The organism is Actinomadura sp. KC345, from assembly GCF_004348515.1.
Lineage (GTDB): Bacteria > Actinomycetota > Actinomycetes > Streptosporangiales > Streptosporangiaceae > Spirillospora.
The window spans coordinates 1-25,396 of record NZ_SMKH01000094.1 but is presented as its reverse complement, the minus strand read 5'-3'; the positions used below and the strand labels follow the sequence as shown (position 1 = coordinate 25,396).

General features: G+C 73.3%; 19 protein-coding genes and 1 pseudogene. 10 read left to right on the top strand and 10 right to left on the bottom strand.

Annotation, left to right across the window (positions count from 1 at the left end; all coding sequences use genetic code 11):
- Both E1281_RS40310 and E1281_RS17675 read left to right on the top strand, forming a co-directional pair.
- On the top strand, positions 1–1,744 hold a 1,744-nt coding region (locus E1281_RS40310), incomplete at its 5' end, for an AAA family ATPase (protein WP_165958978.1).
- 67 nt (positions 1,745–1,811) lie between these two features.
- The gene (locus E1281_RS17675) at positions 1,812–2,903 is read left to right on the top strand and encodes a toprim domain-containing protein (protein WP_131879534.1); all 1,092 of its coding nucleotides are present in this window, start codon (positions 1,812–1,814) and stop codon (positions 2,901–2,903) included.
- A gap of 3 nt (positions 2,904–2,906) precedes the next feature.
- Here E1281_RS17675 and E1281_RS17670 read toward each other — a convergent pair whose 3' ends face one another.
- Complete coding sequence (locus E1281_RS17670; protein ID WP_131879532.1) at positions 2,907–4,250, bottom strand: amidase; 1,344 nt, start codon at positions 4,248–4,250, stop codon at positions 2,907–2,909.
- 516 nt (positions 4,251–4,766) lie between these two features.
- Here E1281_RS17670 and E1281_RS17665 point away from each other — a divergent pair.
- Positions 4,767–7,130 (top strand): annotated as a pseudogene (locus tag E1281_RS17665) (phosphoketolase family protein); the annotation flags it as partial.
- Positions 7,131–7,143: 13 nt separating this feature from the next.
- Positions 7,144–8,226, top strand: coding sequence for an acetate/propionate family kinase (locus E1281_RS17660; RefSeq protein WP_131879528.1), 1,083 nt, complete (start codon positions 7,144–7,146; stop codon positions 8,224–8,226).
- An 819-nt stretch (positions 8,227–9,045) separates the two neighbouring features.
- On the opposite strand, the gene E1281_RS17650 is transcribed toward E1281_RS17660, so the two are convergent.
- The 9 genes from E1281_RS17650 to galE form a co-directional block, all read right to left on the bottom strand.
- Positions 9,046–9,912 (bottom strand): alpha/beta hydrolase, encoded by an 867-nt coding sequence (locus E1281_RS17650; RefSeq protein ID WP_131879524.1) that lies wholly within the window; start codon positions 9,910–9,912, stop codon positions 9,046–9,048.
- A gap of 59 nt (positions 9,913–9,971) precedes the next feature.
- Positions 9,972–11,084: an acyl-CoA dehydrogenase family protein gene (locus E1281_RS17645; RefSeq protein ID WP_131879523.1), complete on the bottom strand. Its 1,113-nt coding sequence runs from the start codon at positions 11,082–11,084 to the stop codon at positions 9,972–9,974.
- The gene (locus E1281_RS17640) at positions 11,081–12,295 is read right to left on the bottom strand and encodes an acyl-CoA dehydrogenase family protein (RefSeq protein WP_131879521.1); all 1,215 of its coding nucleotides are present in this window, start codon (positions 12,293–12,295) and stop codon (positions 11,081–11,083) included. Before E1281_RS17640 ends, E1281_RS17645 begins: the two co-directional genes overlap by 4 nt.
- A gap of 26 nt (positions 12,296–12,321) precedes the next feature.
- Positions 12,322–13,395: a phosphotransferase family protein gene (locus E1281_RS17635; protein ID WP_131879519.1), complete on the bottom strand. Its 1,074-nt coding sequence runs from the start codon at positions 13,393–13,395 to the stop codon at positions 12,322–12,324.
- On the bottom strand, positions 13,382–14,149 hold the full coding sequence (locus E1281_RS17630; RefSeq protein WP_131879517.1) for an enoyl-CoA hydratase/isomerase family protein: 768 nt from the start codon (positions 14,147–14,149) through the stop codon (positions 13,382–13,384). Before E1281_RS17630 ends, E1281_RS17635 begins: the two co-directional genes overlap by 14 nt.
- Before the next feature lie 42 nt (positions 14,150–14,191).
- Positions 14,192–14,914: a TetR/AcrR family transcriptional regulator gene (locus E1281_RS17625; protein WP_131879515.1), complete on the bottom strand. Its 723-nt coding sequence runs from the start codon at positions 14,912–14,914 to the stop codon at positions 14,192–14,194.
- A gap of 4 nt (positions 14,915–14,918) precedes the next feature.
- Positions 14,919–16,196: an acyl-CoA dehydrogenase family protein gene (locus E1281_RS17620; protein ID WP_131879513.1), complete on the bottom strand. Its 1,278-nt coding sequence runs from the start codon at positions 16,194–16,196 to the stop codon at positions 14,919–14,921.
- A 93-nt stretch (positions 16,197–16,289) separates the two neighbouring features.
- A complete protein-coding gene (locus tag E1281_RS40305) occupies positions 16,290–16,463 on the bottom strand; it encodes a hypothetical protein (protein WP_165958976.1) in 174 nt (57 codons plus the stop codon).
- Between the two features lie 357 nt (positions 16,464–16,820).
- Positions 16,821–17,825, bottom strand: a complete 1,005-nt coding sequence (gene galE, locus E1281_RS17610; RefSeq protein ID WP_131879509.1) for a UDP-glucose 4-epimerase GalE — start codon at positions 17,823–17,825, stop codon at positions 16,821–16,823.
- A gap of 307 nt (positions 17,826–18,132) precedes the next feature.
- Here galE and E1281_RS17605 point away from each other — a divergent pair, with 307 nt between their 5' ends.
- From E1281_RS17605 to E1281_RS17580, 6 genes are all read left to right on the top strand, one after another.
- A complete protein-coding gene (locus E1281_RS17605) occupies positions 18,133–18,795 on the top strand; it encodes a response regulator transcription factor (protein ID WP_165958977.1) in 663 nt (220 codons plus the stop codon).
- A 138-nt stretch (positions 18,796–18,933) separates the two neighbouring features.
- A complete protein-coding gene (locus E1281_RS17600) occupies positions 18,934–20,442 on the top strand; it encodes a hypothetical protein (RefSeq protein ID WP_131879505.1) in 1,509 nt (502 codons plus the stop codon).
- 37 nt (positions 20,443–20,479) lie between these two features.
- Complete coding sequence (locus E1281_RS17595; protein WP_131879503.1) at positions 20,480–21,628, top strand: DegT/DnrJ/EryC1/StrS aminotransferase family protein; 1,149 nt, start codon at positions 20,480–20,482, stop codon at positions 21,626–21,628.
- Between the two features lie 2 nt (positions 21,629–21,630).
- On the top strand, positions 21,631–22,791 hold the full coding sequence (locus E1281_RS17590) for an SDR family NAD(P)-dependent oxidoreductase (RefSeq protein WP_131879501.1): 1,161 nt from the start codon (positions 21,631–21,633) through the stop codon (positions 22,789–22,791).
- 28 nt (positions 22,792–22,819) lie between these two features.
- Entirely contained in the window at positions 22,820–24,067 is a 1,248-nt protein-coding gene (locus E1281_RS17585; RefSeq protein WP_131879499.1) for a glycosyltransferase, read from the top strand.
- A partial coding sequence (locus E1281_RS17580; protein WP_207943328.1) for an O-antigen ligase family protein occupies positions 24,064–25,396 on the top strand: 1,333 nt, incomplete at its 3' end. The genes E1281_RS17585 and E1281_RS17580, both read left to right, overlap by 4 nt.

Sequence of the window (25,396 nt, the reverse complement as noted above, 5' to 3'; positions counted from 1 at the left end):
CGGCACGGCGGCGGGCGGCACGGCGGCGGGCGGCCGCGCGGACATCGCGACGTCGCTGGTCGAGCAGCCCGAGGTCGTCGCGGCGCTGGACGAGCTGACCCGCGGCGACGAGCCCGTCCGGCTGCTGCTGTCCGGTCCCGACGGCACCGGCAAGCGCGACGCCGCGCAGGAACTCGGCAAGGCCCTGGCGCTCGGCCGCGACCCGCACTGGGTCACCGACAACCTGTACACGGGTCAGCGGCTCCCGGACGCCGTCGCCCGGCTGCACGCCGACGCCCGCGACTGCGCCGGCGACCGCCTCCTCATCATCGAGGGCCTGGACGGCATCGTCACCGACCCCGGCAACGGGGAGGCCATCGCCGCCGAACTGCACCGGCTGCTGGCGGTCCACCCGGACCTGCATTTGGTCGCGCTGTGCGACACCGGCGGCGAGGAGCGGATCCGCGGCATCAACCCCGTCCTGCCGCAGCGGTTCCGGATCGCGCGGACCCGCCCGTTCAGCGCGCAAGGCCACGCCGAGCTGTTCCGCCGGGCGCTGAACGCCCGCGGCGCCCGCGGCACCCGGCAGGCGGTCGAGGCGGCGGGGGCGCTGCTGGCCGCGACGCCGCCGATGCAGACGCTCCGCAACGCCCGCCTGGCGCCCTATCTCGCCGACCAGGCCGTGGCCGCGGCCCAGGCCCGCAGGCCCGCGCCGACGGCCACGGGCGCTGCCCCGGGCGCGGTGACCGTACCGGCGGCGGACGCGGAGTCACGGGACGCGGAGTCATCCAACCCCGGCCCCGGCCCCGAGCTGGTCATCCGCAAGCAGGACATCCCGGACACGCTGGACACCTCGGAGTCCACCGGCAACCCGCTCGCCGAGCTGCGCGACCTCACCGGCCTCGACACGGTCAAGCACGAGATCGCGCTGCTCGTCGCCGGGACGCACGCGGCGCGGCTGCGCAGCGAGTCCGGCCTGACGATCACCCCGCCGACACGGCACATGGTGTTCACCGGCAACCCCGGGACCGGCAAGACGATGGTGGCGCGGCTGCTCGGCCGCATCTACAAGCGGCTCGGGGTGCTGTCGTCCGGGCACCTGGTCGAGGCGTCCCGCGCCCACCTCGTCGGCGAGTACATCGGGCAGACCGCGCCCCGCACCCGGAGGCTGGTGGAGCGCTCGCTCGGCGGCGTCCTGTTCATCGACGAGGCGTACACGCTCACGCAGTCGCCGCTGAAGGGCGACTACGGGCACGAGGCGATCGCCGAGCTGGTGAAGCTGATGGAGGACCACCGCGACGACCTCGTGGTGATCGTGGCCGGGTACGAGCAGGAGATGGCGGAGTTCCTCGCCGCCAACCCGGGCCTGGACTCGCGGTTCCCCAAGCAGATCCACTTCCCGGACTACACCGACGACGAGCTGCTGACCGTGTTCGGGCAGCTCGCCGCCGGGGACGGCTTTCGGCTCGCGCCCGGCACGGAGGACGTGCTGCGGACGATGCTGCGCCGCGCTCCCCGGGGTCCGTCGTTCGGCAACGGACGCCTGATGCGCAACATGCTCGACGTCGCCGTGGCGAACCAGGCCGAGCGGGTCGCGTCCGCCGCCGTCACCGCCGCCGCTCAGGAGAAGAGCGCCAAGGGGCGGAAGGGCGGCAAGCCCCCCGGCTCCAAGCCGCCCGCCAAGAAGGAACTGATCACGCTCACGGCCGACGACCTGCCGCCGCTCCTGGACCACCCGGAGGAGTTCTTCGGCCTCTACCTCTAGGGCCGGGCCTCTGAGTCGGGTATGACCCGTGGTGGCTTCCCCGCCCGCCGACGGCGAGGAGGCCGCCATGCCGCGGACAGGCGACGGGCCCGCACCGGGCCGCCACGGGATCATGTCCGACGCGCACGAGTGGTTCCGCGCGGGTCTCGGAAAGAGCTGGGTGCCCGCCTACCTGGCGGGACGCGGGTTCCCGGCGGGCGCGCAGCGGCGATGGGGGATCGGGTACGCGCCCGCCCGCCCGGACGCGCTCACCGAGCACCTGCGCATGCTCGGGTACGGCGACGACGAGATCGTCGCGTCCGGCCTGGCACGCCGGGGTCAGGCCGTCCGGGGTCAGGCCGTCCGGGGTCAGGCACGCCGGGAGCAGGCATCTCAGGGACGGGCGTCTCAAGGGCAGGCGTCGCAAGGGCAGGTGGGGCGGCTCCGCGACACGTTCCGGGGGCGGGCGATGTTCGCGATCCGGACGGCCGACGGCGCCATCGCGGGTTTCATCGGCCGCCGCCGTGACGATGCCCCGGGCCCCAAGTACCTGAACGGCCCGGACACGTCACTCTTCCACAAGGGCGAACTGCTCTACGGCCTGCACGAGGCCCGCGACCGGCTCGCGGTCGGCGCGTGCCCGGTGCTCGTGGAGGGGCCGCTGGACGCGATCGCGGTGACCATCGCGGGCCCCGCCGAGTACGCGGCCGTGGCGACCTGCGGCCTCGCGCTCACCACGTCGCAGCTCGCCGCGCTGGGGGACGTCGCCGACCTGGACGAGACCGGTGTCGTCCTCGCGCTGGACGGCGACCAGGCCGGACGGTCGGGTGCCGTCCGAACGTGGGAGAGGCTCGCGGGGATCGGCGGCCCGCTCGGCACCGCGTGCCTGCCCGCCGGGCACGACCCCGCCGGCCTGCTTCACTCCGGCGGCCGCACCACCGTCCTGGAGGCCCTCCGGAAGCGGAGGCCCCTGATGGACGAGGTCGTGGACGCCGCCGTCAGCCGGGCGGGCGGCGCGCTCGCCACACCGGAGGAACGCGTCACCGCGCTGCGCGCCGCGTCCAGGGTCATCGCGGCCCGTCCGCCGGAGTCCGCCCGGCAGGTCGTCCGCCTCGCGGCCCGGTTGGACGTCCCGGCCTCGCTCGTCACCGAGGTCCTGGTCGACACGGTGAGCCCGTAGCCGTCACCCGGCCCCGTCCCTCCGCAGGCGTTCCGCGGCCTCGAAGAGGAGCGGCTCGGAGCCGCGGCGGGTGACCAGCTGCGCGCCGACCGGCAGGCCGTGCACGGTGCCGGCCGGGACGCTCAGGGCGGGCAGGCCCACCACGTTCCACGGGCACGTGAGGCTCACCAGCGCCGGGACGTACGGGCCGAACGGCCCCTCGGTCTCGCCGATCTTCGGGGCGGTGATCGGGAGGGTGGGCAGCGCCAGGTAGTCGTAGCGGTCCAGGAGCGCGGCGACCTCGCGCGCGAACCGCTCCCGCTCGCGGACGGCGCGCAGGTAGCGCCAGCCGGGCGTCCGGCCCGCGCGCTCCAGGCGTTCCAGCGTCGGCGCCTGGTAGCGGCCGGGCGCCTCCGCCACCCGCTCGGCGTGCACGTCGTAGGCTTCGGCGTCCTGGATCACCCGGAAGATCCGCAGGATCTCGGGCAGGTCGATCCGCTCGGACTTCGCATCAGGGAACAGTGCCCGGACCGCGCGCTCCACCTCTGGATCGATCACTGGCGAGTCGAGCGCGCGTGAGTCGAGCGCAGGTGAGTCGAGCGCGGGCGGTTCGATCCATGCGACGCGGCGGTGCGGTGCGCTCCCGTCCACCGGCGGCGGCACGGCCTCGGCCGGGCCGGTCAGCGCGCGGTAGGCGATGCGGCAGTCGTCCGCGGATCCGGCGAGGACGCCGACGTGGTCGAACGACGCCGACAGCGGGAACACGCCGCCGGTCGGGATGGCGCCGTACGGCGGCTTGAACCCCGCGATGCCGCAGAACGCGGCGGGAATGCGCACCGACCCGCCCGTGTCGGTGCCGAGCGCCAGCGGGACCGTCCCGGCGGCGACCGCGACCGCGCTGCCGCTGCTGGAGCCGCCCGACATCCGCTCCCGGTCGTGCGGGTTGCGGACCGGGCCGTTCACCGACACGTCGCCGCTGCCGCCGTAGGCGAACTCGTGCGTTCCGGTCTTGCCGACGATCACCGCTCCGGCCTCGCGCAGCATCGTCACGCAGGCCGCGTCGGCTCCTGCCACGTGTCCGTCGAAGTGCGCGGACCCCATCCCGGTCGGCAGGCCCGCGACGTCGATGATGTCCTTCACCGCGACCGGGACGCCGTGCAGCGGGCCCCGGTCGACGCGGGACGCGAGTTCCTCGTCCGCCTTTCTCGCGGCGGCCCCGGCGCCCTCGGGGTCGAGGGTCACGAAGGCGTTCAGGTCCGCGTCGACCGACTCCAGCGCCCGCGCCAGCAGTCCGGTCGCCGACTCCTCCCCGGAACGCAGGTCACGCCCGATGCCCGCCAGCGTCCGCCCGGTGAAGAACCCGCCCATACCGCTCCCTTCCGTCCTGGTGTACGCAGCATGGCAGACCGCCGGCGACACCCGGGCCGCCGCCGTCCACGGTCCCGTCACCGCGGACGGCCGGTCGCTCTGAGTCGTACCTGTGTCGCTCTGCGTTAACCGTTCGTCGCAGATGTGCGACCGCTCGCCGAGCCCACGCCCGGACGCGTGAACCTACTCGGGAGTAGGCGGCAGGCTTCAACGCACCCAATGGAGACGCTCCTACCGGTTCGCTGGGGGGCGGGGCGGAGCCGCACCGGCACTTCCGGACGCGGGGACCGCCCCTGTAACCGGGTGACGTCCACTTCCAGGTGGGGGGACAAGGCCACGGCGGCCCGCACCGCCGTGGCCTTGCTTATGCAGGTACCCCGCTTGTTCGAGTAACCCGCTTCGCGATCCCTTCGGCGACGGGCTTTCGGCGATGGTTGGGGCAGCCGATCCAGGGGACGTGGTCCTCCCAGGGCGGTACCGAGAGCCCGGCCCGGGACCGAAGGGACAAGGGAACGCGCCATGAGCGAGTCCGTCGCCATGACCGACGACGAAGTACGCCAGATCGACGCGTACTGGAGGGCGGCCAACTACCTCTCCGTGGGGCAGATCTACCTGCTGGACAACCCGCTGCTCCGAGAGCCGCTCGAACGGGGCCACATCAAGCCGCGGCTGCTCGGCCACTGGGGCACCTCCCCCGGCCTGAACTTCTGCTACGCCCACCTCAACCGGGTGATCAAGGCGCGCGACCTCGACATGATCTACATCATGGGTCCGGGCCACGGCGGCCCGGCGGCCGTCGCGAACGCCTGGCTGGAGGGCACGTACAGCGAGATCTATCCGGACGTGTCGCTGGACGAGCCGGGCATGCGGCGGCTGTTCCGGCAGTTCTCGTTCCCCGGCGGAATCCCCAGCCACGTGGCACCGGAGACTCCGGGGTCGATCCACGAGGGCGGTGAGCTGGGATACTCACTGGCCCACGCGTACGGGGCGGCGTTCGACAACCCGGACCTCGTCGTCGCGTGCATCGTCGGGGACGGGGAGGCGGAGACCGGGCCGCTGGCGGCGAGCTGGCACTCGAACAAGTTCCTGGATCCGGTGAAGGACGGGGCGGTCCTGCCGATCCTGCACCTGAACGGCTACAAGATCGCGAACCCGTCGTTCCTCGCGCGCATCCCCGAGCAGGAGCTCGTCCAGCTGCTCGACGGCTACGGCTACCAGCCGTTCCTGGTCAGCGGCGACGAGCCCGCGTCCATGCACCGCAAGATGGCCGCGGCGCTCGACCAGGCCCTGAGCGAGATCGGCGACATCCAGCGCGGCGCCCGCGAGGAGCTTGCCGCCGGGCGGCGCCGCTGGCCGATGATCGTCCTGCGGTCGCCCAAGGGCTGGACGGGCCCTGAGGAGGTGGACGGGAAGCCGGTGGAGAACACGTGGCGCTCCCACCAGGTCCCGCTCGCGGGGGTCCGCGACAACCCGGAACACCTTGCGCAACTGGAGGAATGGCTGCGCTCCTACCGTCCGGACGAGCTGTTCGACCCCGAGGGGTGCCCGGTCGCGGAGCTGCTGGCGTCGGCGCCCGGCGGTGAGCGCCGGATGAGCGCGAACCCGCACGCCAACGGCGGGCTGCTGCTGAAGCCGCTGGTCCTGCCCGGCTTCCGCGACTACGCGGTCCCGGTCGACAAGCCGGGCACGACGAGCGCCGAGCCCACCCAGACGTTCGGGACGTTCCTGCGCGACGTCGTGAAGGCCAACCCGTCCAACTTCCGCGTCATGGGCGCGGACGAGACCGCGTCCAACCGGCTCGGGGCCGTGTTCGAGGCGACCGACCGCGTCTTCCAGGGCGAGGTGCTCCCGACCGACGAGCATCAGGGGCCGTCCGGGCAGGTCATGGAGGTGCTGAGCGAGCACCTGTGCCAGGGGTGGCTGGAGGGCTACCTTCTCACCGGGCGGCACGGGCTGTTCAACAGCTACGAGGCGTTCGTCCACATCGTCGACGCGATGTTCAACCAGCACGCCAAGTGGCTGAAGGTCACCCGGGACCTGCCGTGGCGGCGGCCGATCGCGTCGCTGAACTACCTGCTGTCGTCGCACGTGTGGCGGCAGGACCACAACGGATTCACCCACCAGGACCCCGGTTTCCTCGACGTCGTCCTGAACAAGAAGCCGGAGATCGTCCGGGTCTACCTGCCGCCGGACGCGAACACGCTGCTGTCGGTCGGCGACCACTGCCTCCGGTCGCGCGACTACGTCAACGTGGTCGTGGCCGGGAAGCAGCCCGCGCTGAACTGGCTCCCGATGGACGCGGCGATCGCGCACTGCACCCGCGGCATCGGCATCTGGGAATGGGCCTCGACGGAAGGTGGCGCCGACCCCGACGTCGTCCTCGCCTGCGCGGGCGACGTCCCGACGCTGGAGACGCTCGCCGCCGCCGACCTGCTGCGGCGGCTGTTCCCCGAACTGCGCGTCCGGGTCGTGAACGTCGTCGACCTCATGCGGCTGCAGCCGGACAGCGAGCACCCGCACGGGATGCCGGACCGCGACTACGACGCGCTGTTCACCACCGACAAGCCCGTCATCTTCGCGTTCCACGGCTACCCGTACCTCATCCACCGGCTCACCTACCGCCGTGCCGGGCACCCCAACCTGCACGTCCGCGGCTACAAGGAGGAGGGCACGACGACTACGCCGTTCGACATGGTCATGCTGAACGACCTCGACCGCTACCACCTCGTCATGGACGTCATCGACCGCGTCCCCTCGCTCGGCGGGCGCGTCGCCCACATCCGGCAGCGGATGGCCGACCAGCGCCTCGCGGCGCGTGCCCACACCCGCGAGCACGGCGAGGACGCGCCGGAGGTCCGCGACTGGACCTGGCCGTACTGAGGGGCCGGTTCCGATGAGAGTTCTCACGGTCAATCCGGGGTCGAGCAGCCTGAAGGTGAGCCTGCTCGACCCTGACGACACCGTCCTCGCCGTGGAATCAGGCGCGGGCCACGAGATGGCGCCGATGGTCACCGGCATGCCGGAACCCGACGCGATCGGCGTGCGGTTCGTCCACGGCGGGACGGAGTTCGCCGAGCCGGTGCTCGTCGACGCCACGGTCACCGAACGGCTGCGCGACCTCGCCGACCTTGCGCCGCTGCATCAGCCGGCGTCGCTGCACGCCCTGTCGGAGATCACCGGCGCGCTGCCCGGCGTGCCCGCGGTCGCCTGCTTCGACACCTCGTTCCACACCACGCTGCCGGACGCCGCCGCCACCTACGCGCTCCCCCGGGAGTGGCGGCGCCGCTTCGGGCTGCGCCGGTTCGGCTTCCACGGGCTGTCGTTCGGCTACGCCGTCCGCCGCGCCGGTGAACTCCTCGGCGGGGTCCCGGGCCGGACGGTCGTCTGCCACCTCGGCTCCGGGGCGTCCCTCTGCGCCGTCGCCGAGGGACGCTCGGTCGATACCACGATGGGGTTCACACCGCTGGAAGGGCTGGTCATGGCGTCCCGGGCCGGCAGCATCGACCCCGGCATCCCGCTGTGGCTGATCAAGCACGGGCTCGGCGCGCAGGACGTCAACGCCGCTCTGGAGAGCGACTCGGGGCTACGCGGTCTGTGCGGCACCGGCGACATGCGCCGCGTCCGCGAACTCGCCGAACAACGCGACGTGAACGCGCTGGCCGCCCTCGACGTCTACCACCACCGCCTCCGCGCCTGCGCCGCCGCCATGACCGCGTCGCTCGGCGGACTCGACGCTCTCGTGTTCACCGGCGGCGTCGGCGAACACGACGCGTCCGTCCGCATGCGCCTGGCCGAGGACCTCGCCTACCTCGGCGTCTCCATCGACCCCGACCGCAATGCGGCGGTGGACGGCGACTCCGAGGTCACGGCGGCGGGCGCGCTTGTCCGCACATTGGTGATCGAGGCCCGCGAAGACCTGGAGATAGCCGCCGGCACCCGGCGGACCCTCGGCGGCGGGCAAGCATTCTCAACGTGAGCCGCGCATCGTCCTCGTCGGCGGTTGATTCACAACGCCGGGCGGCGGCTCCACATACATCTCGGATCTCTCCTGATTATGCGCCTGCGTTTTGCTGGGCCGGCGCGTCCAAATGTCGTTCTGCGAGTGATACCGATGAGGGACGCACACCCCGGCCATGGTTTCGTCCTCGCAGTCGCAATTGACCGTTCGCGAGCCCATGATTGCTGAGCCGTGACTCATGGACCCGACACTCACGAGCCCGATGACTCATGGACCCGTGACTCGTGAGCCCGTCATTCGGCGCCGTGCGGTGGGGGCGGCGCTGCGTACGGGGACGCCCCTGAGTGCAGCTTTCGTCGGGCAGGCTCCGCCTGCCCTCTGCCCCACGCGCCACCCCCACCGCCAGCGGCACCGGCTGACCGAGGTGATGGGGCGGTGGAGCTCCGGTGACCTTGTCCTTCGGATACGCCGCGGCCATCGCCGGTGCGGTCGCCCGGCTGGACGACGAGGACTGCGCCGCCGCCGAAGAGATCCTGCTCGGCAAGGTCGATCAGGACTTCTCCGCCGGGAAGGTCGCCTCGTTCGGCAAGCGGGTCCGTGACGTCATCGCCGAACGGGACGGCACCGAACAGGCACCCGACGACGCCAAACGCGGCTATGAACGGTCGTGGATCGACTCGACGCGTTCCCTGGACGGCGGCCGGTACATCAGAGGGTGGCTCAACGCCGAAGACGCCGCCATCTGGGACGGCACGCTCGGCCCTCTGGCCAAGCCCGCCGGGGCTTTCGTTCGGAGCGGGCGGCCGCGGCCGGCCGCCCGAGGCGGAGTGACACTCGTCAGGAGGTGTTCAGGACCTCGCGCAGTTTGTGCGCGAACGCCGCGGGCTGACCGGGATAGCCGAACTCGCCGTCGAGGAAGCCGCCGTGGTGGCTCGGGAACACCGTCGCCTTCTGGCCCAGCAGGTCGGCCGTGGCGACCGCGGTGCGTGCGGTGAAGGTGTCCCCGGTCTCCTCGCCCACCGCGATCACGATCCGGGTCGGCGCCTCGGTGAGCGCGGCGACGTCGGGCCGGTAGTCGCTGACCGCCCAGGACCGGTCGGAGAGCAGCGGGTCGTCGCGGGAGCCGTCGTCGCCGTCCGGCATGCCGAAGGCGGCGGGGTCCGGTGCGGGCTGGGCGAAGTAGTCGTCGGTGAACTCGCCCTCCCAGGAGGTCATCGCGATGAAGGCCGCCATGCCGGCGCCCCAGCCCCTCTGCTCGTAGGCGTCCCGGAAGCCGGCGCGGGCGCGCTCGGCGGCCTCGGCGTCGGGGAGCACCGGATTGAGGGGCGGCTCGTGCGCCACCAGCGTCGTCACGTCGCCCGGGTGGGCCGTCACGAGCGCGAGCGCGGTCACCGCGCCGCCGCTGCTCGCGAACATCTCGACCGGGCCCGCGCCGACCGCCTCGATGACGGCGTGCACGTCGGCGGCCTGGGTGCGGGGGTCGTGGTCGGTCCGGCCGTCCTTGCGGACGCTGCGGCCGAGGCCGCGCGGGTCGTAGGTGACCACGGTGCGGTCGGGGAAGTGGGACGCCAGCGCGCGGAATCCGGCGGCCTCCATTGGCTGGCCGATCATCATCAGCGGCGGGCGCCCCTCGGCGGGCGGCAGCGGGCCGTGGACGTCGTAGGCGAGGTCCGCCCCGGGCGTTTCGAGGATGTGTGTGTTCATGGCTTATAGACCTCGTCGGCGGCGAGAACTCATCGGGACGCCGTCCCAGTATTTCCAGGTCACAGTATTTCCAGCTGGTCGGCGAGGCGGGCGCGGTGGCGGCCGGGCGGTCCGAGGAGGAGCTCGCTGCTCTTGGCGCGCTTGTAGTACAGGTGCGCGTCGTGCTCCCACGTGTAGCCGATGCCGCCGTGGTACTGCACCATGCCGGTGGCCGTCTCGAAGAACGCCGGGCCGATGTAGGTCTGGGCGAGCGAGGCGGCCATCGGCAGGCCGGGACGGTCGTGGTCGGCGGTCCACGCGGCGTAGCGCAGCACCGACACCGCCTGCTCCCACGCGCCGTACATGTCGGCGCAGCCGTGCTTGACCGCCTGGTAGGAGCCGATCGCGCGGCCGAACTGCATCCGCGCCTTCGCGTACTCGACGGTCAGTTCCATCGCCCGCCGCATCCCGCCGACCTGCTCGGCGGCCAGCGCGACCGCGGCGAGGTCGATGACGGTCTCCAGTGCCGCCCCCGGGTCCGACGCCGCCAGCGGGCGGGCCGGGGTGCCGGCGAAGCCGAGTTTCGCGAAGCGGCGGGTCGGGTCGAGGCCCGTCAGGACGGTGCGGGTCAGGCCGACCGCGTTGCCTTCGACGGCGAACCAGGCGGGGCCGGACGTCGTGCGGGCGTAGACGAGGACGAGGTCGGCCGAGTCGCCGGCGAGGACGGGTGTCTTGACGCCGTCGAGGCGCCATGCGCCGCCGTGCCCGGTGGCGGTGGTCGCCCCGCCGGCCAGGTCCCACGCGCCGCCCTCGGTCACCGCTACCGTGCCCACGAGTTCGCCGGCGGCAAGCCTCGGCAGCAGCGCGGTGCGGGCGGGGTCGTCCTCGTCGAGGGTGAGCAGGACGTCGGTCGCGAGCACCGCCGAGGCCAGGAACGGCGACGGGGCGAGCGCGCGCCCGAGTTCCTCCATCACGACGGCGCGCTCCACGTGGCCCGCGCCGGAGCCGCCCAGGTCCTCCGGGACGACGAGGCCGAGGGCGCCGAGGTCGCCGAGCGTCCGCCACAGGTCGGGGTCGTGGCCGAGCTCCGAGTCCATGACCTCGCGGACCTTCGCGGTCGGTGAGCGATCTGTCAGGACCTTGCGGATGGTGGCGCGCAGTTCTTCCTGCTCGGCGTCCAGTACGAGTTTCATTGGCCGCCCTCCTCGCGCTGGGTGCCGACCTTGAGTTCGCGGAACGGGACGTCCCGGTCGACCTGCGGTTCCTTGGGCAGGCCGAGGATGCGCTCGCCGATGATGCTGCGCTGGATCTCGTTGGTGCCGCCGGCGATCGCGGACGCGGGCGCCGCGTTGAAGCCGAGCGCCAGGTCGTCGCCGCGGGCGTCGCCCGGGTCCCAGGCCACCGCGTTCGTGCCCGCCAGCTCCCCGGCGAGCGCGATCGCGCGGCGCAGCTGGACCGCGCCGGCCAGCTTGGCGACCGAGCCGCGCGCCCCGGGCGGGCGGCCCGCGGCGGCCTCCTGCCGCATCCGCGCGTTGAGGAGGTCGAGGGCCCGCTCGTGCGCGTACAGCTCGGCTAGCCGCTCGCGGTGGGCCGGGTCGTCCGTGGCGCCCTCGCGGCGGGCGAGGTCGAGCAGCGCGGCGAAGGTCAGCGCGCTGTCGCGCGACGGACGCGCCCCGCCGATCGACACCCGCTCGTGCCCGAGCATCGTCACCGCCGCGCGCCAGCCGCCGCCGACCTCGCCGATCACGGCGTCGGCGGGGATGCGCACGTCGTCGAAGTAGACCTCGTTGAACGGCGCCCTCCCGGTCATGTCCTTGAGGGGGCGGACGGTCACGCCGGGCGCGTGCATGTCGACGATGAACATCGTGAGGCCCGCGTGCTTGGGGACGCCGGGGTCGGTGCGGGCGAGCAGGGCGCCGAAGTCGGCCCATTGGGCGTTGGTCGTCCACACCTTCTGGCCGTTCACCACCCAGGAGTCCCCGTCGCGGACGGCGCGGGACTGCAGGCTCGCCACGTCCGATCCGGCGCCCGGCTCGGAGAACAGCTGGCACCAGATCTCGTCGCCGCGCAGCAGGGCGCGCAGGTGCCGCCGCTTCTGCTCGGGCGTGCCGAGATCGGCGAGGGTGGGCCCGCACATGCCGAGGCCGACGATGAACGGGTAGGTCGGCAGGTCGAACCCGGCCGCCTCGTCGGCGAAGATCTGCTGCTCGGCGGGGCCGAGGCCCTGGCCGCCGGCCTCCTCGGGCCAGGTGATCCCGGCGTAACCGGCGTCGTAGAGCGCGGCCTGGAACTCCTTGGCGCGGCGCAGCTGCTCGCCGGGCGCCGCGTCCGGGTCCGGGTCCGGGTCGGGCGCGTGGGCGCGCAGCCAGGCGCGCACACCGGCCCGGTAGTCCTCGGAAGTCATCGGATGCTCTCCTTTCCTGCCGCTGTTCACGGCGCCCCACCCGTGCTCAAGCCCAGGGCGCGGACGGCGTCGCGGGCGGTCTCGGCCAGGAGGATCTCCTGGTCCGCGCGGGCCTGCGCCTGGTCGCGGTAGCCGTCATCGGCCATGTGCCCGGCCGCGTAGCGGGCACGCACGCCCACGCTGATGCAGGCCGAACGCCACTGGGCGAACGCGACCCAGTACGGCACGTCCGACACGTCGCGCGACGCCAGCCGCGCGTACCTGTCGACGAGTTCGGTTCTGGACGGGAACCCGGGCACGACGGTCGGGCCGGGGCTTCCGGCCGCGTCGGACTCACCCGGTTCCTGCCAGGTGGCCACCAGGTAGCCGACGTCGGCCAGCGGATCGCCGGAGGTCGCCAGCTCCCAGTCGAAGACGGCGCGGACCGTGCCGTCCGGCCCGAAGGCGAGGTTCCCCGGACGGTAGTCGCCGTGGACGATCCCGGTCCGCTGGGCCGGGACGTGCGCGGCGAGCAGGTCGTGCACCTCGTCGAGCAGGGGGAGATGGGCGACCTCCGCGTGGCGGATCTGCCGGTGCCAGCGCCGCAGCTGCCGCTCGGCGAACCCGGTGGAGCGCACCATCGCGTCGAGTCCGCGCTCGTACGGGTCGAGTGCGTGCAGCGCGACGAGCACCTCGACGAGGCTCTCCCCCGCCCGCGCCCGTGCCGCCGGCTCCAGGCGCGCCGCGTCGTCGGGACCGGCGAGGACGAGCCCGTCCACGAAGCCCATCACGTAGAAGGGGGCGCCGGTGACGCCGGTGTCGTCGCAGAACGCCAGCGGCGGCGCCACGGGGACGCCGGTGCCCGCCATCGCCGAGACGAACCGCCACTCCCGCCCCATGTCGTGCGCGGTCTGCAGGACACCGCCCATCGGCGGGCGGCGCAGCGCGTACGCGGCGCCGGCGGCGTCGGTGACCCGGTAGGTGAGGTTGGAGCGGCCGCCCGAGACCAGCGAGAACTCGACCGGGGCGACGAGACCCACGACGTTCGCGGCGAGCCACCGCCCGACCCGCTCCCGGTCGATCCCCGGCGGTTCGGTGGTGGGCGGCTCAGCGGCCGACATAGTGCGGCTCCCGCTTCTCCAGGAAGGACCGGACGCCCTCACGGTGGTCCTCGGTGGTGAACAGGTCGCCGAGCGTGGTACTCACCCAGGCGCCGAGGTCGTTCCAGTCGGGGTCGAGAGCGCGGCGGAGGCCGCGTTTCAGGGCGGCGACCGCCAGCGGCGGGTTGGCGGCGATCCGGTGGGCCAGTTCCAGCGCCTCCGGGAGCAGCCGGTCGTCGTCGACGACGCGTCCGACCAGGCCGATGCGCTCGGCGCGCTCGGCGTCGATCACCTCGCCGGTGAACAGCAGCTCGGCCGCGCGCTCCCGCCCGACGAGCTGGGCCAGCCGGCCGATGCCGGCGACATCGCTGCACAGGCCGCGCTTGACGAACAGCTCCCCGAACGTCGCGCGGCGCGCGGCGACCCGCAGGTCCGCCAGGAGCGCCAGCTCCATGCCCCAGCCGACCGCCGGGCCGTTGACGGCGGCGATCACCGGGACGTCGGTGTCCAGCAGCGCACCGGCGGCCGGGGTGATCCGGGGCTCGGGCCTGGGGGCCGCGCCCGCCGCCCCGCCGCTCATCAGCTCGCGGACGTCGTCGCCGGAGCAGAACGACCGGCCCTCGCCGGTGACGACCAGCGCCCGCGCCTCCGTCGTGCGCACCAGCTCGGTCAGCTCGTCATAGGTCTGCCGGCGCAGCGCGTTGTGCACCTTCGGCCGGTCGAGGGTCACGATGCCGACGTGCCCGTCGGTCTCGTACCTGACGTCCCGATCCATGGGCGTCCTCCTGCCATCCCTGGTGAACCCGCAAGATTTCCTTTATGAACGTTCGGTCAGGTCTGGTGCGCGGGCCGGACGAGCGGCCACCATGTCGAGCGCGAGCCGCCGGTAGTTCCGCGCGATCTCGGTCCGGTCGAGCGGGCCGTCGGGCGAGAACCAGGCGGCCACGCCGGTGCACATGACGACGATCGCGCGGGACGCCTCCAGCGGGATCGGCGTGGTGAACGCGCCCTGCTCGACGCCTCGTGTGATGACTCCGTCGAACAGCCGCTGCTGCCGGTGGCGCTTGGCGATGTGCCGGCCGCGCACGGGCTCGTCCAGCGCACGCAGCTCGCTGGTGCCCAGCATGGTCCCGCGCTGGTCCCGCAGGTGGAACAGCACGTGCGTCTCGACGAGCGCGCCGAGCCCGGCCGCCGGCTCGTCACCGGCCGCGGCGAGCGCCGCCCGGCTGGCCCGGAGCAGGGCCTCGATTCCCCGCTCCATGATCGTCGCCAGGACCTCCTGCTTGGACTCGAAGTGGTAGTAGAGCGCGGCGGGGCTGATCCCCGCGCGCATCGCGATGTCCCGGACGGACGTGCCGTGGTAGCCGTGCTCGGTCATCACGGCGATAGCGGCGCGCAGGATCCCGCTCTCGCCCGGCCCCTGCTGCTTCATGCCGGGCTGCTTGATGCCGGGCTGCTTGGTGCCGGGCTGCTTCGCCCCGGGGTGGTTCGGCTCGGGCCGTCCGGGGAGCGGCTCCGGCGTCTCGGCCGTTTCTCGCACGGCTTCAGCCCTTCGCGCCCTTCCGGCCCCCGGTCCTGTTCGGGCCCGCGAAACCGAACAGGTAGCCGGCGACCTTGCGCATCTGGATCTCCTCGGAGCCCTCGGTGATCCGGTACCGGCGGTGGTGGCGGTAGATGTGCTCGAACGGCGTGTGCCGGGAGTAGCCGAGTCCGCCGTGCACCTGCATCGCGCGGTCGGCCGCCTCGCAGACGAACCGGTTGGCGCGGTAGTTGCACATCGACACCCGGTCGCTGATCTCCATGTGCGGCAGCCGGTCCAGCTCCCAGGCGGTCTTACGGATCAGCCCGCGCAGCATCTCGGCCTCGGTCTGCAACTCGACCAGCGGCCACTGGACCGCCTGGCGCGTCGCCAGCGGCCGGCCGAACGTCACGCGCTCGCGGGCGTACTCGACGCTGCGGTCCACGCAGTACTGCCCGGCGCCGACGCCGGAGGCCGCCTGCCGGATCCGGTTCTCGTGGACGAACGTCTGCGCCACCGCCATGCCCTCGCCCTCCGCCCCGAAGATCGCCGAGTCCGGCACGCGCACGTCGCGGATCGTCACCTCGGCGTGGTCGGTGGGCATGTTGAACGTCCACCAGTGGAAGTCGACCGAGAAGCCGGGGGCGTCGGTCGGGACGAAGAACGCGGTGATCCCCCGGGCGTCGCCGTCCTCACCGCCCGTCCGGGCGAAGACCACGTCGTGGGTGGCCGAGTGCATGCCGGAGTTGAACCGCTTGGCGCCGTTGATGACCCAGTCGCCGCCGTCGCGGCGCGCGGTGGTCTCCATCCAGGTGGCGTCGCTGCCGTGCTCGGGCTCGGTGAGGCCGAACCCGATCCGCTTCTCGCGGGCGAGCATCGGCTCCAGGTACTCCTGCTTCTGCTCCGGCGTCCCGTACTCCATGAGCATGTGGGCGAACGGGAAGTTCCCGACGACGGACGCCTCGTTCTGCAGGTCGTTGTGCAGGCCGAGGCCCTTGTGCGCGAGGTGCTCGCGGATCACCGCCATGTCGAGGTTCGTCCCGTCGGAGCCGCCGACCTCCTTGGGCAGCCCGTAGCGCAGCCAGCCCGCCGCGTCGGCCCGCCGGAACATCTCGCCGAGCAGTTCCTCCCACTCGCGGCGGGGCACCCCGCCGTTCTCGAAGTCGGTGCGGGAGTACTCGCGGCGGTGGTCGAAGAAGCGCTCGTTGTCGTCCTGGGCCTGGAGCGGCGCGATCTCCCGATCGATGAACGCGTCCAGGTCGGCGAGCCGCCGGGTGAGCTCGCTCGGCAGGTGGAAATCCATAAAATCTCCTTAACCTTTGTTAAGCCAGCATGGCACTCACCATTGGACCGGAGGAAGAGCCCGGAGGAAGAGGGAGACCGTGCGCGAGATCCGCTACGAGGTGACCGACCGGATCGCCATACTGACCATCGACCGGCCGGACAAGCGCGGCGCCATGAGGTACGCGATGCTGGACGAGTTCGCCGCCGGGGTCGCCCGCGCCGGCGCGGATCCGGACGTCGCCGTCCTGCTCGTCACCGGCGTTCCGGGCAGTTTCTGCTCCGGCATCGACCTGGCCGACCTCGCCACCCGGCCGGCGGAGGACCGCGGCCGTCCCGACGGGGACGGCGGCGACGGCGTTCCGCTGCTGATGGGCTGCCCCAAGCCCGTCATCGCCGCCGTCGACGGCATGGCCGTCGGCATGAGCGCCGAGTTCGCCACCCAGGCCGACCTGCGGGTCGTCTCGGCACGAGCCCGGTTCCGCTGGAACCCGCACAGGGCCCGCGCCGCCCGCGTCTCGGCACGAGCCCGCCATGGCACGGCCCGCCATCGCGCGAGCATGCGGTGGCGCGAGGGCGGTGTGTCCGGCGGTCCTCCCGGCGGATCGGCGGCGCCGGGAGGACCGAAGCGGTCGAGGCTTCCGCGTTACGCGACGTCCAGCGCGCGGCGGCGCTCGGCCCACTGGAGCGAGTGGCGGATGGCGTCCTCGATCGTGTACTCGGGCTTCCAGGCGAGCAGCTCCTCGGCCTTGGCCGGGTCGACGAAGGCGCCGACGACGTCGCCGGGGCGCGCGGGGGCCTCGTCGACCTGGAACCCGTCGCCGACCACCTCGCGGAAGGCGGCGACGAGCTCGCGGACGGTGGTGCCGTCGCCCGTGCCGAGGTTGATGACCTGGTAGCCGGGGCCGTCCCCCAGCGGCGGGAGGATCGAATCGAAGCGGAGCGCGGCCTCGTAGAAGGCGCGGGCGATGTCCCAGACGTGGATGTAGTCGCGGATCGCGGTGCCGTCGCGGGTCTCCCAGTCCACCCCGGTGATCGTGAAGGGGACGCCGAGCTCGTAGCACTCGATCATCTTGCCCAGCGCGTGTGTGGGCTTGCTGCTCTGCAGGCCGGTCCGCAGCTGCGGGTCGGCGCCGATCGGGTTGAGGTAGCGCAGCGAGATCACGCGCAGCCCGTTGGCGCCGGTGAGGTCCTGCAAGAGGAGCTCGGCCATCATCTTCGAGCGCGTGTAGGGGTTCTGCGGTTCCAGGACGGACGTCTCGGAGACCGACAGGTCCGCCTCGGGGCGGTACATGCCGGCGGTGGACGCGAAGATCATCCGGTCGCAGCCGTTGCGGACGAGGTGACCGGCGAGGTCGAGGGTCTTGCTGAGGTTGACCCGGTAGTAGCGCAGCGGGTCGGACATCGAGTCGGGCACGACGATCAGCGCGGCGCAGTGCACGGTCGCGACGATGTCCGGGTGGTTCCGGAAGATCTCGTCCACCAGGTCCCCATCGGCGATGTCGCCCCGGTAGAAGATCCGTCCGCCGGTGAACTCCGGCCGGCCGGTGACCAGGCTGTCGAGCACGACGGGCGTCACCCCGCGTTCGGCGAAGGCGGAGGCGATCGTGCTGCCGATGAACCCGGCACCCCCTGTGATCAGGACTTTCATGTGGCATCCCCTGATAGCCAGTCCCCTGAGATGGTCACGCCAAGGATCAGCAGGCAGTCGCGAACGGTCAACGTCACCCACTCCACGTGACCGGCTCCGGACGCCGGTGAACCTCCGGGCGCGGCGATGCGTCCGCGCACGAGTTCTCTCCCCGGCCGTCATCAGCGGAGATCTCGGAGCGGGGCGGCGGCGCAAACGGACGTCCGAAACGAGCGCCCTCCGAACCGGCGCGCGAACGGGTACGGCGCGCGAACGAGTACAGCGTTTGCAGGATCCGCCGGGCGCCGGCAGCGGTCATCGTCGGTGGATGCAACCGATCCGCGTCCTCATCGTGGACGATCACGCGCTCTTCGCCGAGGCCCTCGCCGCCCGGCTGGGACGCGAGCCCGACCTGGTGATCCTGCCGATCGCCGACGACGTGCGGCGCGCGCTCGCGCTGACCGCCACCGAGCGCCCGCGGGTGCTCGTCCTCGACCTGATGCTCGGCGCCGAGAACGGCCTGGACGTCCTGGACCGCGTCCGCGAGTCCCATCCGGACGTCCGCGTGGTGGTGCTGACCGCGATGAGCGACCTGGACGCGCTGGTGCAGGCGGTCCGCCGCGGCGCCGTGGGCTGGCTGGAGAAGACCGAGAGCGCCGGCCTGGTCGCCCGGGTGATCCGTTCCGCGGCCGGGCAGGGCGGCTGGATCCCGCCGGACGTGCTGGGCGAGGTGCTGCGGCGCCTCATGCGCGACGACGGGGACCCGGGCGGCGGGGCACGGCTGCTCGCGGAGCTGACGCCGCGCGAGCGGGAGGTCCTGCAGTGCATGGTCGACGGTCTCGGCCGCGCGGAGATCGCGGAACGGCTGGGGCTGTCGGCGAACACCGTCCGGACCCACACGCAGAACCTGCTGGCCAAGCTCGGCATGCACTCCGCGCTGGAGGCGATCACGCTCGCCATGCGCGCCGGCATGCGCCCCTCGTCCCCGTGATCCGCCCGTTGATCCGCCCGGCTCCCTGAACCGCTCGACCGCCTGGTGCAAACGGCGTAGGCGGGGGTCGTCTTTTGGGCGATTGCTCCGCTGAAGGGTCTTCCTACGCTCGCCGTGACGAGGCCGAAGGGGTGGATCGTGGAGATCGACGAAGTCGCGGCGCGGGTGTTCCGCAGCTACTGGGCGCTCCTGCTGGCCATGACGGTCCTCCCGGTCGCGCTCGTGGCGCTGCTGATGGCCGGGCAGGAGCCGCCGTCGGTGGCGACGTCGCGGCTGCAGGCCGGCGGCGAGGCGACGGACGCGGCGTCCGAGGACGCGGGCGCGAGCATCGTGGTCAGCAAGGTGAAGGCGTTCGCGACCAGCGACACCCTGCTGCGCGACGTGCTGCGGCGGCAGGGGGTCGACCGGTCCGCGCGGAAGGTCGCCAAGGCGATCGAGGTGTCCGGGCTCGGGGCGTCCACGGTGGTGGAGCTGTCGGTCGAGGACCGCGACCCGGCCGTGGCGCGCGGGCTCACGGACGCCATCGGGGCCGAGGTCGTCCGGAAGATCAACGAGTCCGACCAGAGCGCGATCAAGCAGCGGATGGACGAGATCGACGAGCGTTCCCGGGAGCTGGAGGAGAAGCTCGGGCCGCTGTCGCGGGCGGCGGGCGGCGCCGTTCCCGACATCGAGGCCGCCAACGAGCGCGAACGGGTGCAGTCGGAGCTGACGGACCTGCGGTCGAACCGCTCGGACCTGCTGACGCAGCTCACCACGACCGGGACGGCGTCGGTCGTGCAGCCCGCGGTGCTCGCCCCGAGGTCCGACCCGACGATCATGATGGCGGCGATCGCCGGGCTGGCCGGGCTGGTCGGCGGGATCCTGATCGCGGTCGTGGCCGAGATGCTCCGGCCCACGATCCCGGGGCAGCGGCGGGTCGCGCGGCGGCTGGAGGTGCCGCTGCTCGGCTGGGCCGACCGGGGGCCCGCGCAGCTCGCCGACCTCGGCCGCCGGGTGCGGCTGGCGGCCAAGAAGGAGGACGTCGGACGGGTCGCGCTGGTCGGCGCCCCCGGCCCGCTGTCCGCCGAGCTGGTGTCGTCGGTGGCCTCGGCCGTGTACGGAGACGAGACGCGGCCCGTCGCGGCCGGGCCGGGCCACGCCCGCGCGGGCGCCGCCTCCGAGCGGCCCGACGACCCCGGCCGGTCCGGGACGGGCTCCGGCAGGGGCGGTGAGGCGGGCATGGGCCGCCCGTCGCCGTTGAGGGACGGCGATGGGCCGTCCCTCAACAGCGACGGGCAGGGCGGCGCGGCGAGCACGTCGATGGTCCGCGCCGGCGGCGGCGCCGCCGTCATGGCGACGAGGCCGGCCGGCGTCTCCCCGACCGAGGTCACCCAGCCGGTCCCGACCCGCCGCGTATGCCACGTGCACGCGTTCGAGGACATCGACCCGGGCGCGGACGACACGGTCGGCGTGGTCGTGGTGGTCGGGCGGGTGACGACGGTCGCGGGGCTGGAGACGGTCCGCGACCTGGTCGCCGCGTCCGGCTGGCCGCTGCTCGGCGTCGTCGCCACGTCCGGCAAGACGGCCTCCGGCAGGACGGTGTCCCGCGAGGCCAAGACCCGCGAAGCGAAGAAGACCCGCAAGGCGAAGACCCGCACGATCACCTAACGCGAGCCCCCGAGGCGCGCCAGATCAAGGAGTCCTCATGAGTTCAGCCGTTCCGTTCTGCGTCCCGCCGCTCACCGACGGGGTGCCGGAGGCGGTCGCCAAGGTGCTCGACTCCCGGTGGCTCACCACGGGGCCGGAGACCGCCGCCTTCGAGCAGGAGTTCGCCGACCACCTCGGGGCCGCGCACGTCGTCGCGGTCGCCTCGTGCACGAGCGCACTGGAGCTGAGCCTGCGCGCGATGGACCTGCCGCCGGGGTCGCCCGTGCTGACGCCCAGCCTGACGTTCTGCGGCGCGATCAACGCGATCCTGCATGCCGGGCACCGTCCCGTCCTGGTCGACATCGACGAGGAGACGCTGGTGCCGAGCCCGGAGACGGTCGCCGCGGCCGCGGCGCGGGTGAAGCCCGCCGCGATGGTCACCCAGAACCAGAGCGGCTACCCGGTGGACGTGCCCGCGCTCGCCGCCGCGGCCGGGCTCGACCGGTCGAGAGTGGTGGAGGACACCGCGCACGGACCCGGCGCGGCGCGCGGCGGCGTCCCGGTCGGGGCGGCCTCGCACGCGGCGTGCTTCTCCTTCTACGCGACGAAGAACATGCCGATCGGCGAGGGCGGCGCCGTCGCGACGAACGACGAGGAGTTCGCCGACCGGGTCCGATCGATGCGGCTGCACGGGATGAGCAAGGACTCCTGGAAGCGGTACATGCCGGGCGGAAGCTGGCGGTACGACGTGAAGGCCATCGGGCTGAAGGCGAACATGACCGACGCCCAGGCGACGATCGGGCGGGCCCAGATCCGGTCTCTGCCGGGCTGGCAGGAGGCCCGCGTGAAGCTCGTCGCCCGCTACGACGAGGCGCTCGCCGGCGTCCCCGGGGTCGTGCTCCCGCAGCGGAACAGCCTCGACGGCGTCCGGCACGCCTGGCACCTCTACCAGGTGCGGGTCCCGGACCGCGACAAGGTGGGCGACGAGCTGCAGGCGGCGGGCATCGGGACGTCCGTCCACTTCATCCCGGCCAACCAGCTGACCGCCTACCGGCGGATCCTCGGCGAGGACGAGTGCGGGCGGCTGCCCGTGACCGACCGGGTCGCCGAAGAGCTGCTGTCGCTGCCGCTCTATCCGGGGCTGACGGCGGACGACCAGGACAAGGTCGTCGCCGCCCTCACCGAGGCGCTGCGGACCCGGAGCTGACCATGCGCTGGCTCCCGCCGCACCGTCCCCGCCGGGCCACCGCGCCCGCGCCCCCGGCCGACGCGCCCGCCGATCCGTTCGCCCTGCTGCTGGACCGGGACGAGATCGTCCTCGCCGAGCCGCGGGGGCGCCGGGTGCTGCGCGGCCGGCGGGTGCTCGTCACCGGGGCGTGCGGGACGGTCGGCGGCGCGCTGTGCCGGCGGATCTGGCGGCTCGGCCCGGCCGCGCTCTGCCTCGTCGACAGGGACGCCCGCGGGCTGGAGCGGCTGGCCCGGGAGCTGTCCGCCGAGCCGGGCGGCGACCGCGTCACCCTCGCCGAGGCGGACGTGCGGGACGCGGAACGGATCGACGGCGTCATCGTGGACGCGCGGCCCGAGCTGGTCTTCCACGCGGCCGGGCTGTACCGGCTGCCGGAGGTCGAGGACGACCCGTGCCTCGGCGTCTCCCGCAACGTGCTGGGGACCCGGTACGTCGTCGACGGCGCGGTGCGGCACGGGGTGCGGCGCCTGGTGCTCGTCTCGTCCGACCGGGCGGCGGAGCCGACGTCGGTGCTGGGCGCGACGATGCGGCTCGGGGAGCTGCTGCTGCAGACGGCGACGGGCGGCCCGACGTGCTTCGCGGCCGTCCGCGTCGGCGACGTCATCGGCGCGCCGCGCGCCCCGCTCGGGCCGCTCGGCCCGCTCGCGCACCGGATCGCGGCCGGCGAGGTCATCACGATCACGCACCCGGAGGCGGCGCGGCACGTCATGACGGTGACGGAGGCGGCGGGCCTGCTGATCGAGGCGGCGGCGCTCGCGGAGGAGGCGGAGACGTTCGCCCTCGACCTGGGCCGCCCGCTCCCGGTGCTCGACCTCGTGCAGCGGTACGCCGCGCAGCTCCGCTCGCCCGCGGTGACGATCAGGTTCAGCGGACTCGGGCCCGGCGAGAAGCTCGCCGAGAAGGCGTTCGCCGACTCCGAGCGGCGCATCCGCACCGCTCACCCGAAGATCTGGGGGACCCGGCCGGTGCCGCCGCCCGCCGGGCTGCCGCGGCTGCTCGACGAGCTCGCCGAGGCGGCCGGGGCGGGCGACGAGGCCGGGGTGCGGCTGCTGCTGCGCCGCCTGCTGCCGGAGTACCGCCCGGCCCGGCGCCCCCTCCCGGCCTGCGGGGTGCGCCATGAGTAGCGGGATGCGCCATGAGTAGAGGTGAGCCGTGAGTACGGGCAGGAAGCTGCGAGTCGCGCAAGTGATCACCCGCTTCAACGGCGGCGGCGGCCGGGTCGCGCTGAACGGGGCGATGGCGCTGCCGGACGGCACGTACGAGCGGGCCATCGTCACCGGCGGCGTCGGCATGGACAGCGAGCCGTCCGCCGGCCGCCCGGCCGCGGGCCGCGGCACCGTGCTCTACGGCGACGAGGCCGTCGCGAACGCCGCCGCCGGGGACCTCACGCCCGCGGCGCACCGCGCCGGGATGGAGATCGTCCAGGTGGGGCCGCTGGTTCCGCAGATCTCGCCGCGCGACGACCTCGCCGCGCTGTCCACGCTCACCAGAGTGCTGGCGGAGGGCCGGTACGACGTCGTCCACACCCATTCCTCCAAGGCGGGCGTCATCGGGCGGCTCGCGGCGGCCCGCGCCGGGGTCCCCCGAATCGTGCACACCTGGCACGGGTTCCCGTTCAACGAGTTCCAGTCGTGGGCGCGCCGCACCGCCTACATCCGCCTCGAACGCATCGCCGCTAAGCACACCGACGCGTTCCTCGGGGTCGGGACGGACACGGTGACGACCGCGCTGCGGCTCGGCCTCACGACGCCGGAGCGCGTGCGGCTGTCGTGGCCGGCCGTGGACGTCGACGCGTACGCGACCGCCCCGGGCGCCAGGGCGCAGGCGCGCCGCCGCCTCGACCTCCCCCTCGGAGTGAAGGTCGTCGGGTCGATCGGCCGGCTCACCTTCCAGAAAGGCCCGGAGATCTTCGCGAAGGCCGTCGCCCGGCTGCCGGACGACGTGTTCGGGCTGTGGGTCGGCGGGGGCCCCATGGCGGACCGGCTGGCGAAGCTCACCGCGAAGCTCGGCGTCGAGGACCGGATGCGCTGGCTCGGCCACACCGACGACGTCGCCGCGGTCCTGCCCGCGTTCGACCTGATGGCGATGGCGAGCCGCTGGGAGGGCCTGCCCTGCGTGCTGGTCGAGGCGATCGGCGCCGGGATCCCGCTCGTCGCGACGGCCGTACCGTCCAACCAGGACCTGGTCCTCGCCGGCGAGACCGGCCTGCTCGTCCCGCCGGAGGACCCGGAGCGGCTCGCCGGCGCCATCACGGCGATGCTCGACGACCCGGCCGCCGCCGACCGGATGGCCGAGCGCGCCCGCGGCCGCGTCGGCGAGTGGTTCACCCCCGCCCACCTCGGCACGGTGCTGGACGAGACCTACCGGGGCACCTCGAGAAGGCCCTACCAGCGGTCATGACGGCGACCGCGACCAGCGTCACCCCGGGCAGCGTCACCCCGGGCAGGGCCGCCCCAGCCGGGGTGGCGCCGCCGCGGGAGCCGCCCCGGGAACCGGCCGGGCCCCGGCGGCGGTGGCGGCCGGAGGCGGTCGCGCTCGTCGCGGGCATCGCGTCGCTGCCGATGCTGCTGCCCGCCGGGCTCGGCCCCGGCCCCGGCAACACGGCGCTGCCCGATCTCGCACTGATCGTGTTCGCCGTCACGACGTTCCTGTGGGCGGGGACGCGCAGGCTTCCGGTCCGCTGGCCGTTCCTGCTGCCCACCCTGCTCACCGTCCTCGCGGGCGCGGTCGCGGCGCTCGCCAACGACGGCGCCGGGGCGCTCACCCTCGTCAAGGATCTGTTCGTGCTGCTGTGGGCGGTCTGCGTCGCCAACCTCGGCCGCGATCCGTCCCTGTTCCGCCTCGCGCTGCGCGCCTTCGTCTGGACCGGCACGATCTACGCGCTCGTCATGATGGCCGGCTTCGCGCTCGGGCTCGACGCGCTGTCCGGCCGGCAGGTCGACGGCGAGCGCCTGATGTTCACCTTCGGCGACGCCAACTACGCGGCGAACTGGTTCATCTGCGTCTTCTTCATCGTGCGCGCCACCCGGTTCCCCGAACGCAGGTGGCTGCGCTGGACCGTGTGCGGGATCCTCATCGCGGCCGAGCTGCTGACGGGCTCGAACGGCGGCCTGCTCGCGCTCTGCTGCGCCCTGCTGCTCGGCTACCTGTTCCGGCTGCTCCGCGAGGGCAAGGCCCATCACGCGGCGGCGGTCGGCGCAGCGGCCGTGTTCCTCGGCGGCGGCGCGGTCACCGTGGTCACCCAGGTCGACGTCCAGCCGTTCCTGGACCGCGCCGGCCAGGCGTCACCGATCATCCGCGACTCCGTCGGACGGACGACCGGGGAGAGCACCGACTCCCGCAGCACCGTCTTCGCGACGACCTGGAACATGATCCAGGACCAGGACCATCCGTGGGGCATCGGCGCCGCGCAGACCGAGACGCAGATGCGCGAGCGGCAGGAGTCCTACGTCCAGGAGGCGCACAACGACTACATCGCCTCCGTCCTCGAACGCGGGTTCATCGGCGGGATCGCGCTGATCCTGATGGTGTCCGCGCTGGTGCTGAGGGTCGTGCGGATCGCGCGGCGCGGCGCGCTGAAACCCGAGTACGCGCGGCTCGTCCCGCATCCCGAGCTCTTCGGCGCCCTGGTCGTCGTGTTCCTCATCTGCGCCCTGTTCTACGAGGTCCTGCACTACCGGCACGGCTTCGCGATCTTCGGCCTGATCGCGGCGCTGGACCTCTTCGGCC

Coding starts and splice junctions, on each gene's coding strand:
- E1281_RS17675 (WP_131879534.1), top strand. CDS start 1,812: ATGCCGCGGACAGGCGACGGGCCCGCACCGGGCCGCCACGGGATCATG.
- E1281_RS17670 (WP_131879532.1), bottom strand. CDS start 4,250: ATGGGCGGGTTCTTCACCGGGCGGACGCTGGCGGGCATCGGGCGTGAC.
- E1281_RS17660 (WP_131879528.1), top strand. CDS start 7,144: ATGAGAGTTCTCACGGTCAATCCGGGGTCGAGCAGCCTGAAGGTGAGC.
- E1281_RS17650 (WP_131879524.1), bottom strand. CDS start 9,912: ATGAACACACACATCCTCGAAACGCCCGGGGCGGACCTCGCCTACGAC.
- E1281_RS17645 (WP_131879523.1), bottom strand. CDS start 11,084: ATGAAACTCGTACTGGACGCCGAGCAGGAAGAACTGCGCGCCACCATC.
- E1281_RS17640 (WP_131879521.1), bottom strand. CDS start 12,295: ATGACTTCCGAGGACTACCGGGCCGGTGTGCGCGCCTGGCTGCGCGCC.
- E1281_RS17635 (WP_131879519.1), bottom strand. CDS start 13,395: ATGTCGGCCGCTGAGCCGCCCACCACCGAACCGCCGGGGATCGACCGG.
- E1281_RS17630 (WP_131879517.1), bottom strand. CDS start 14,149: ATGGATCGGGACGTCAGGTACGAGACCGACGGGCACGTCGGCATCGTG.
- E1281_RS17620 (WP_131879513.1), bottom strand. CDS start 16,196: ATGGATTTCCACCTGCCGAGCGAGCTCACCCGGCGGCTCGCCGACCTG.
- E1281_RS40305 (WP_165958976.1), bottom strand. CDS start 16,463: ATGCCGGAGCAGAAACTGCCCGGAACGCCGGTGACGAGCAGGACGGCG.
- galE (WP_131879509.1), bottom strand. CDS start 17,825: ATGAAAGTCCTGATCACAGGGGGTGCCGGGTTCATCGGCAGCACGATC.
- E1281_RS17605 (WP_165958977.1), top strand. CDS start 18,133: ATGCAACCGATCCGCGTCCTCATCGTGGACGATCACGCGCTCTTCGCC.
- E1281_RS17595 (WP_131879503.1), top strand. CDS start 20,480: ATGAGTTCAGCCGTTCCGTTCTGCGTCCCGCCGCTCACCGACGGGGTG.
- E1281_RS17590 (WP_131879501.1), top strand. CDS start 21,631: ATGCGCTGGCTCCCGCCGCACCGTCCCCGCCGGGCCACCGCGCCCGCG.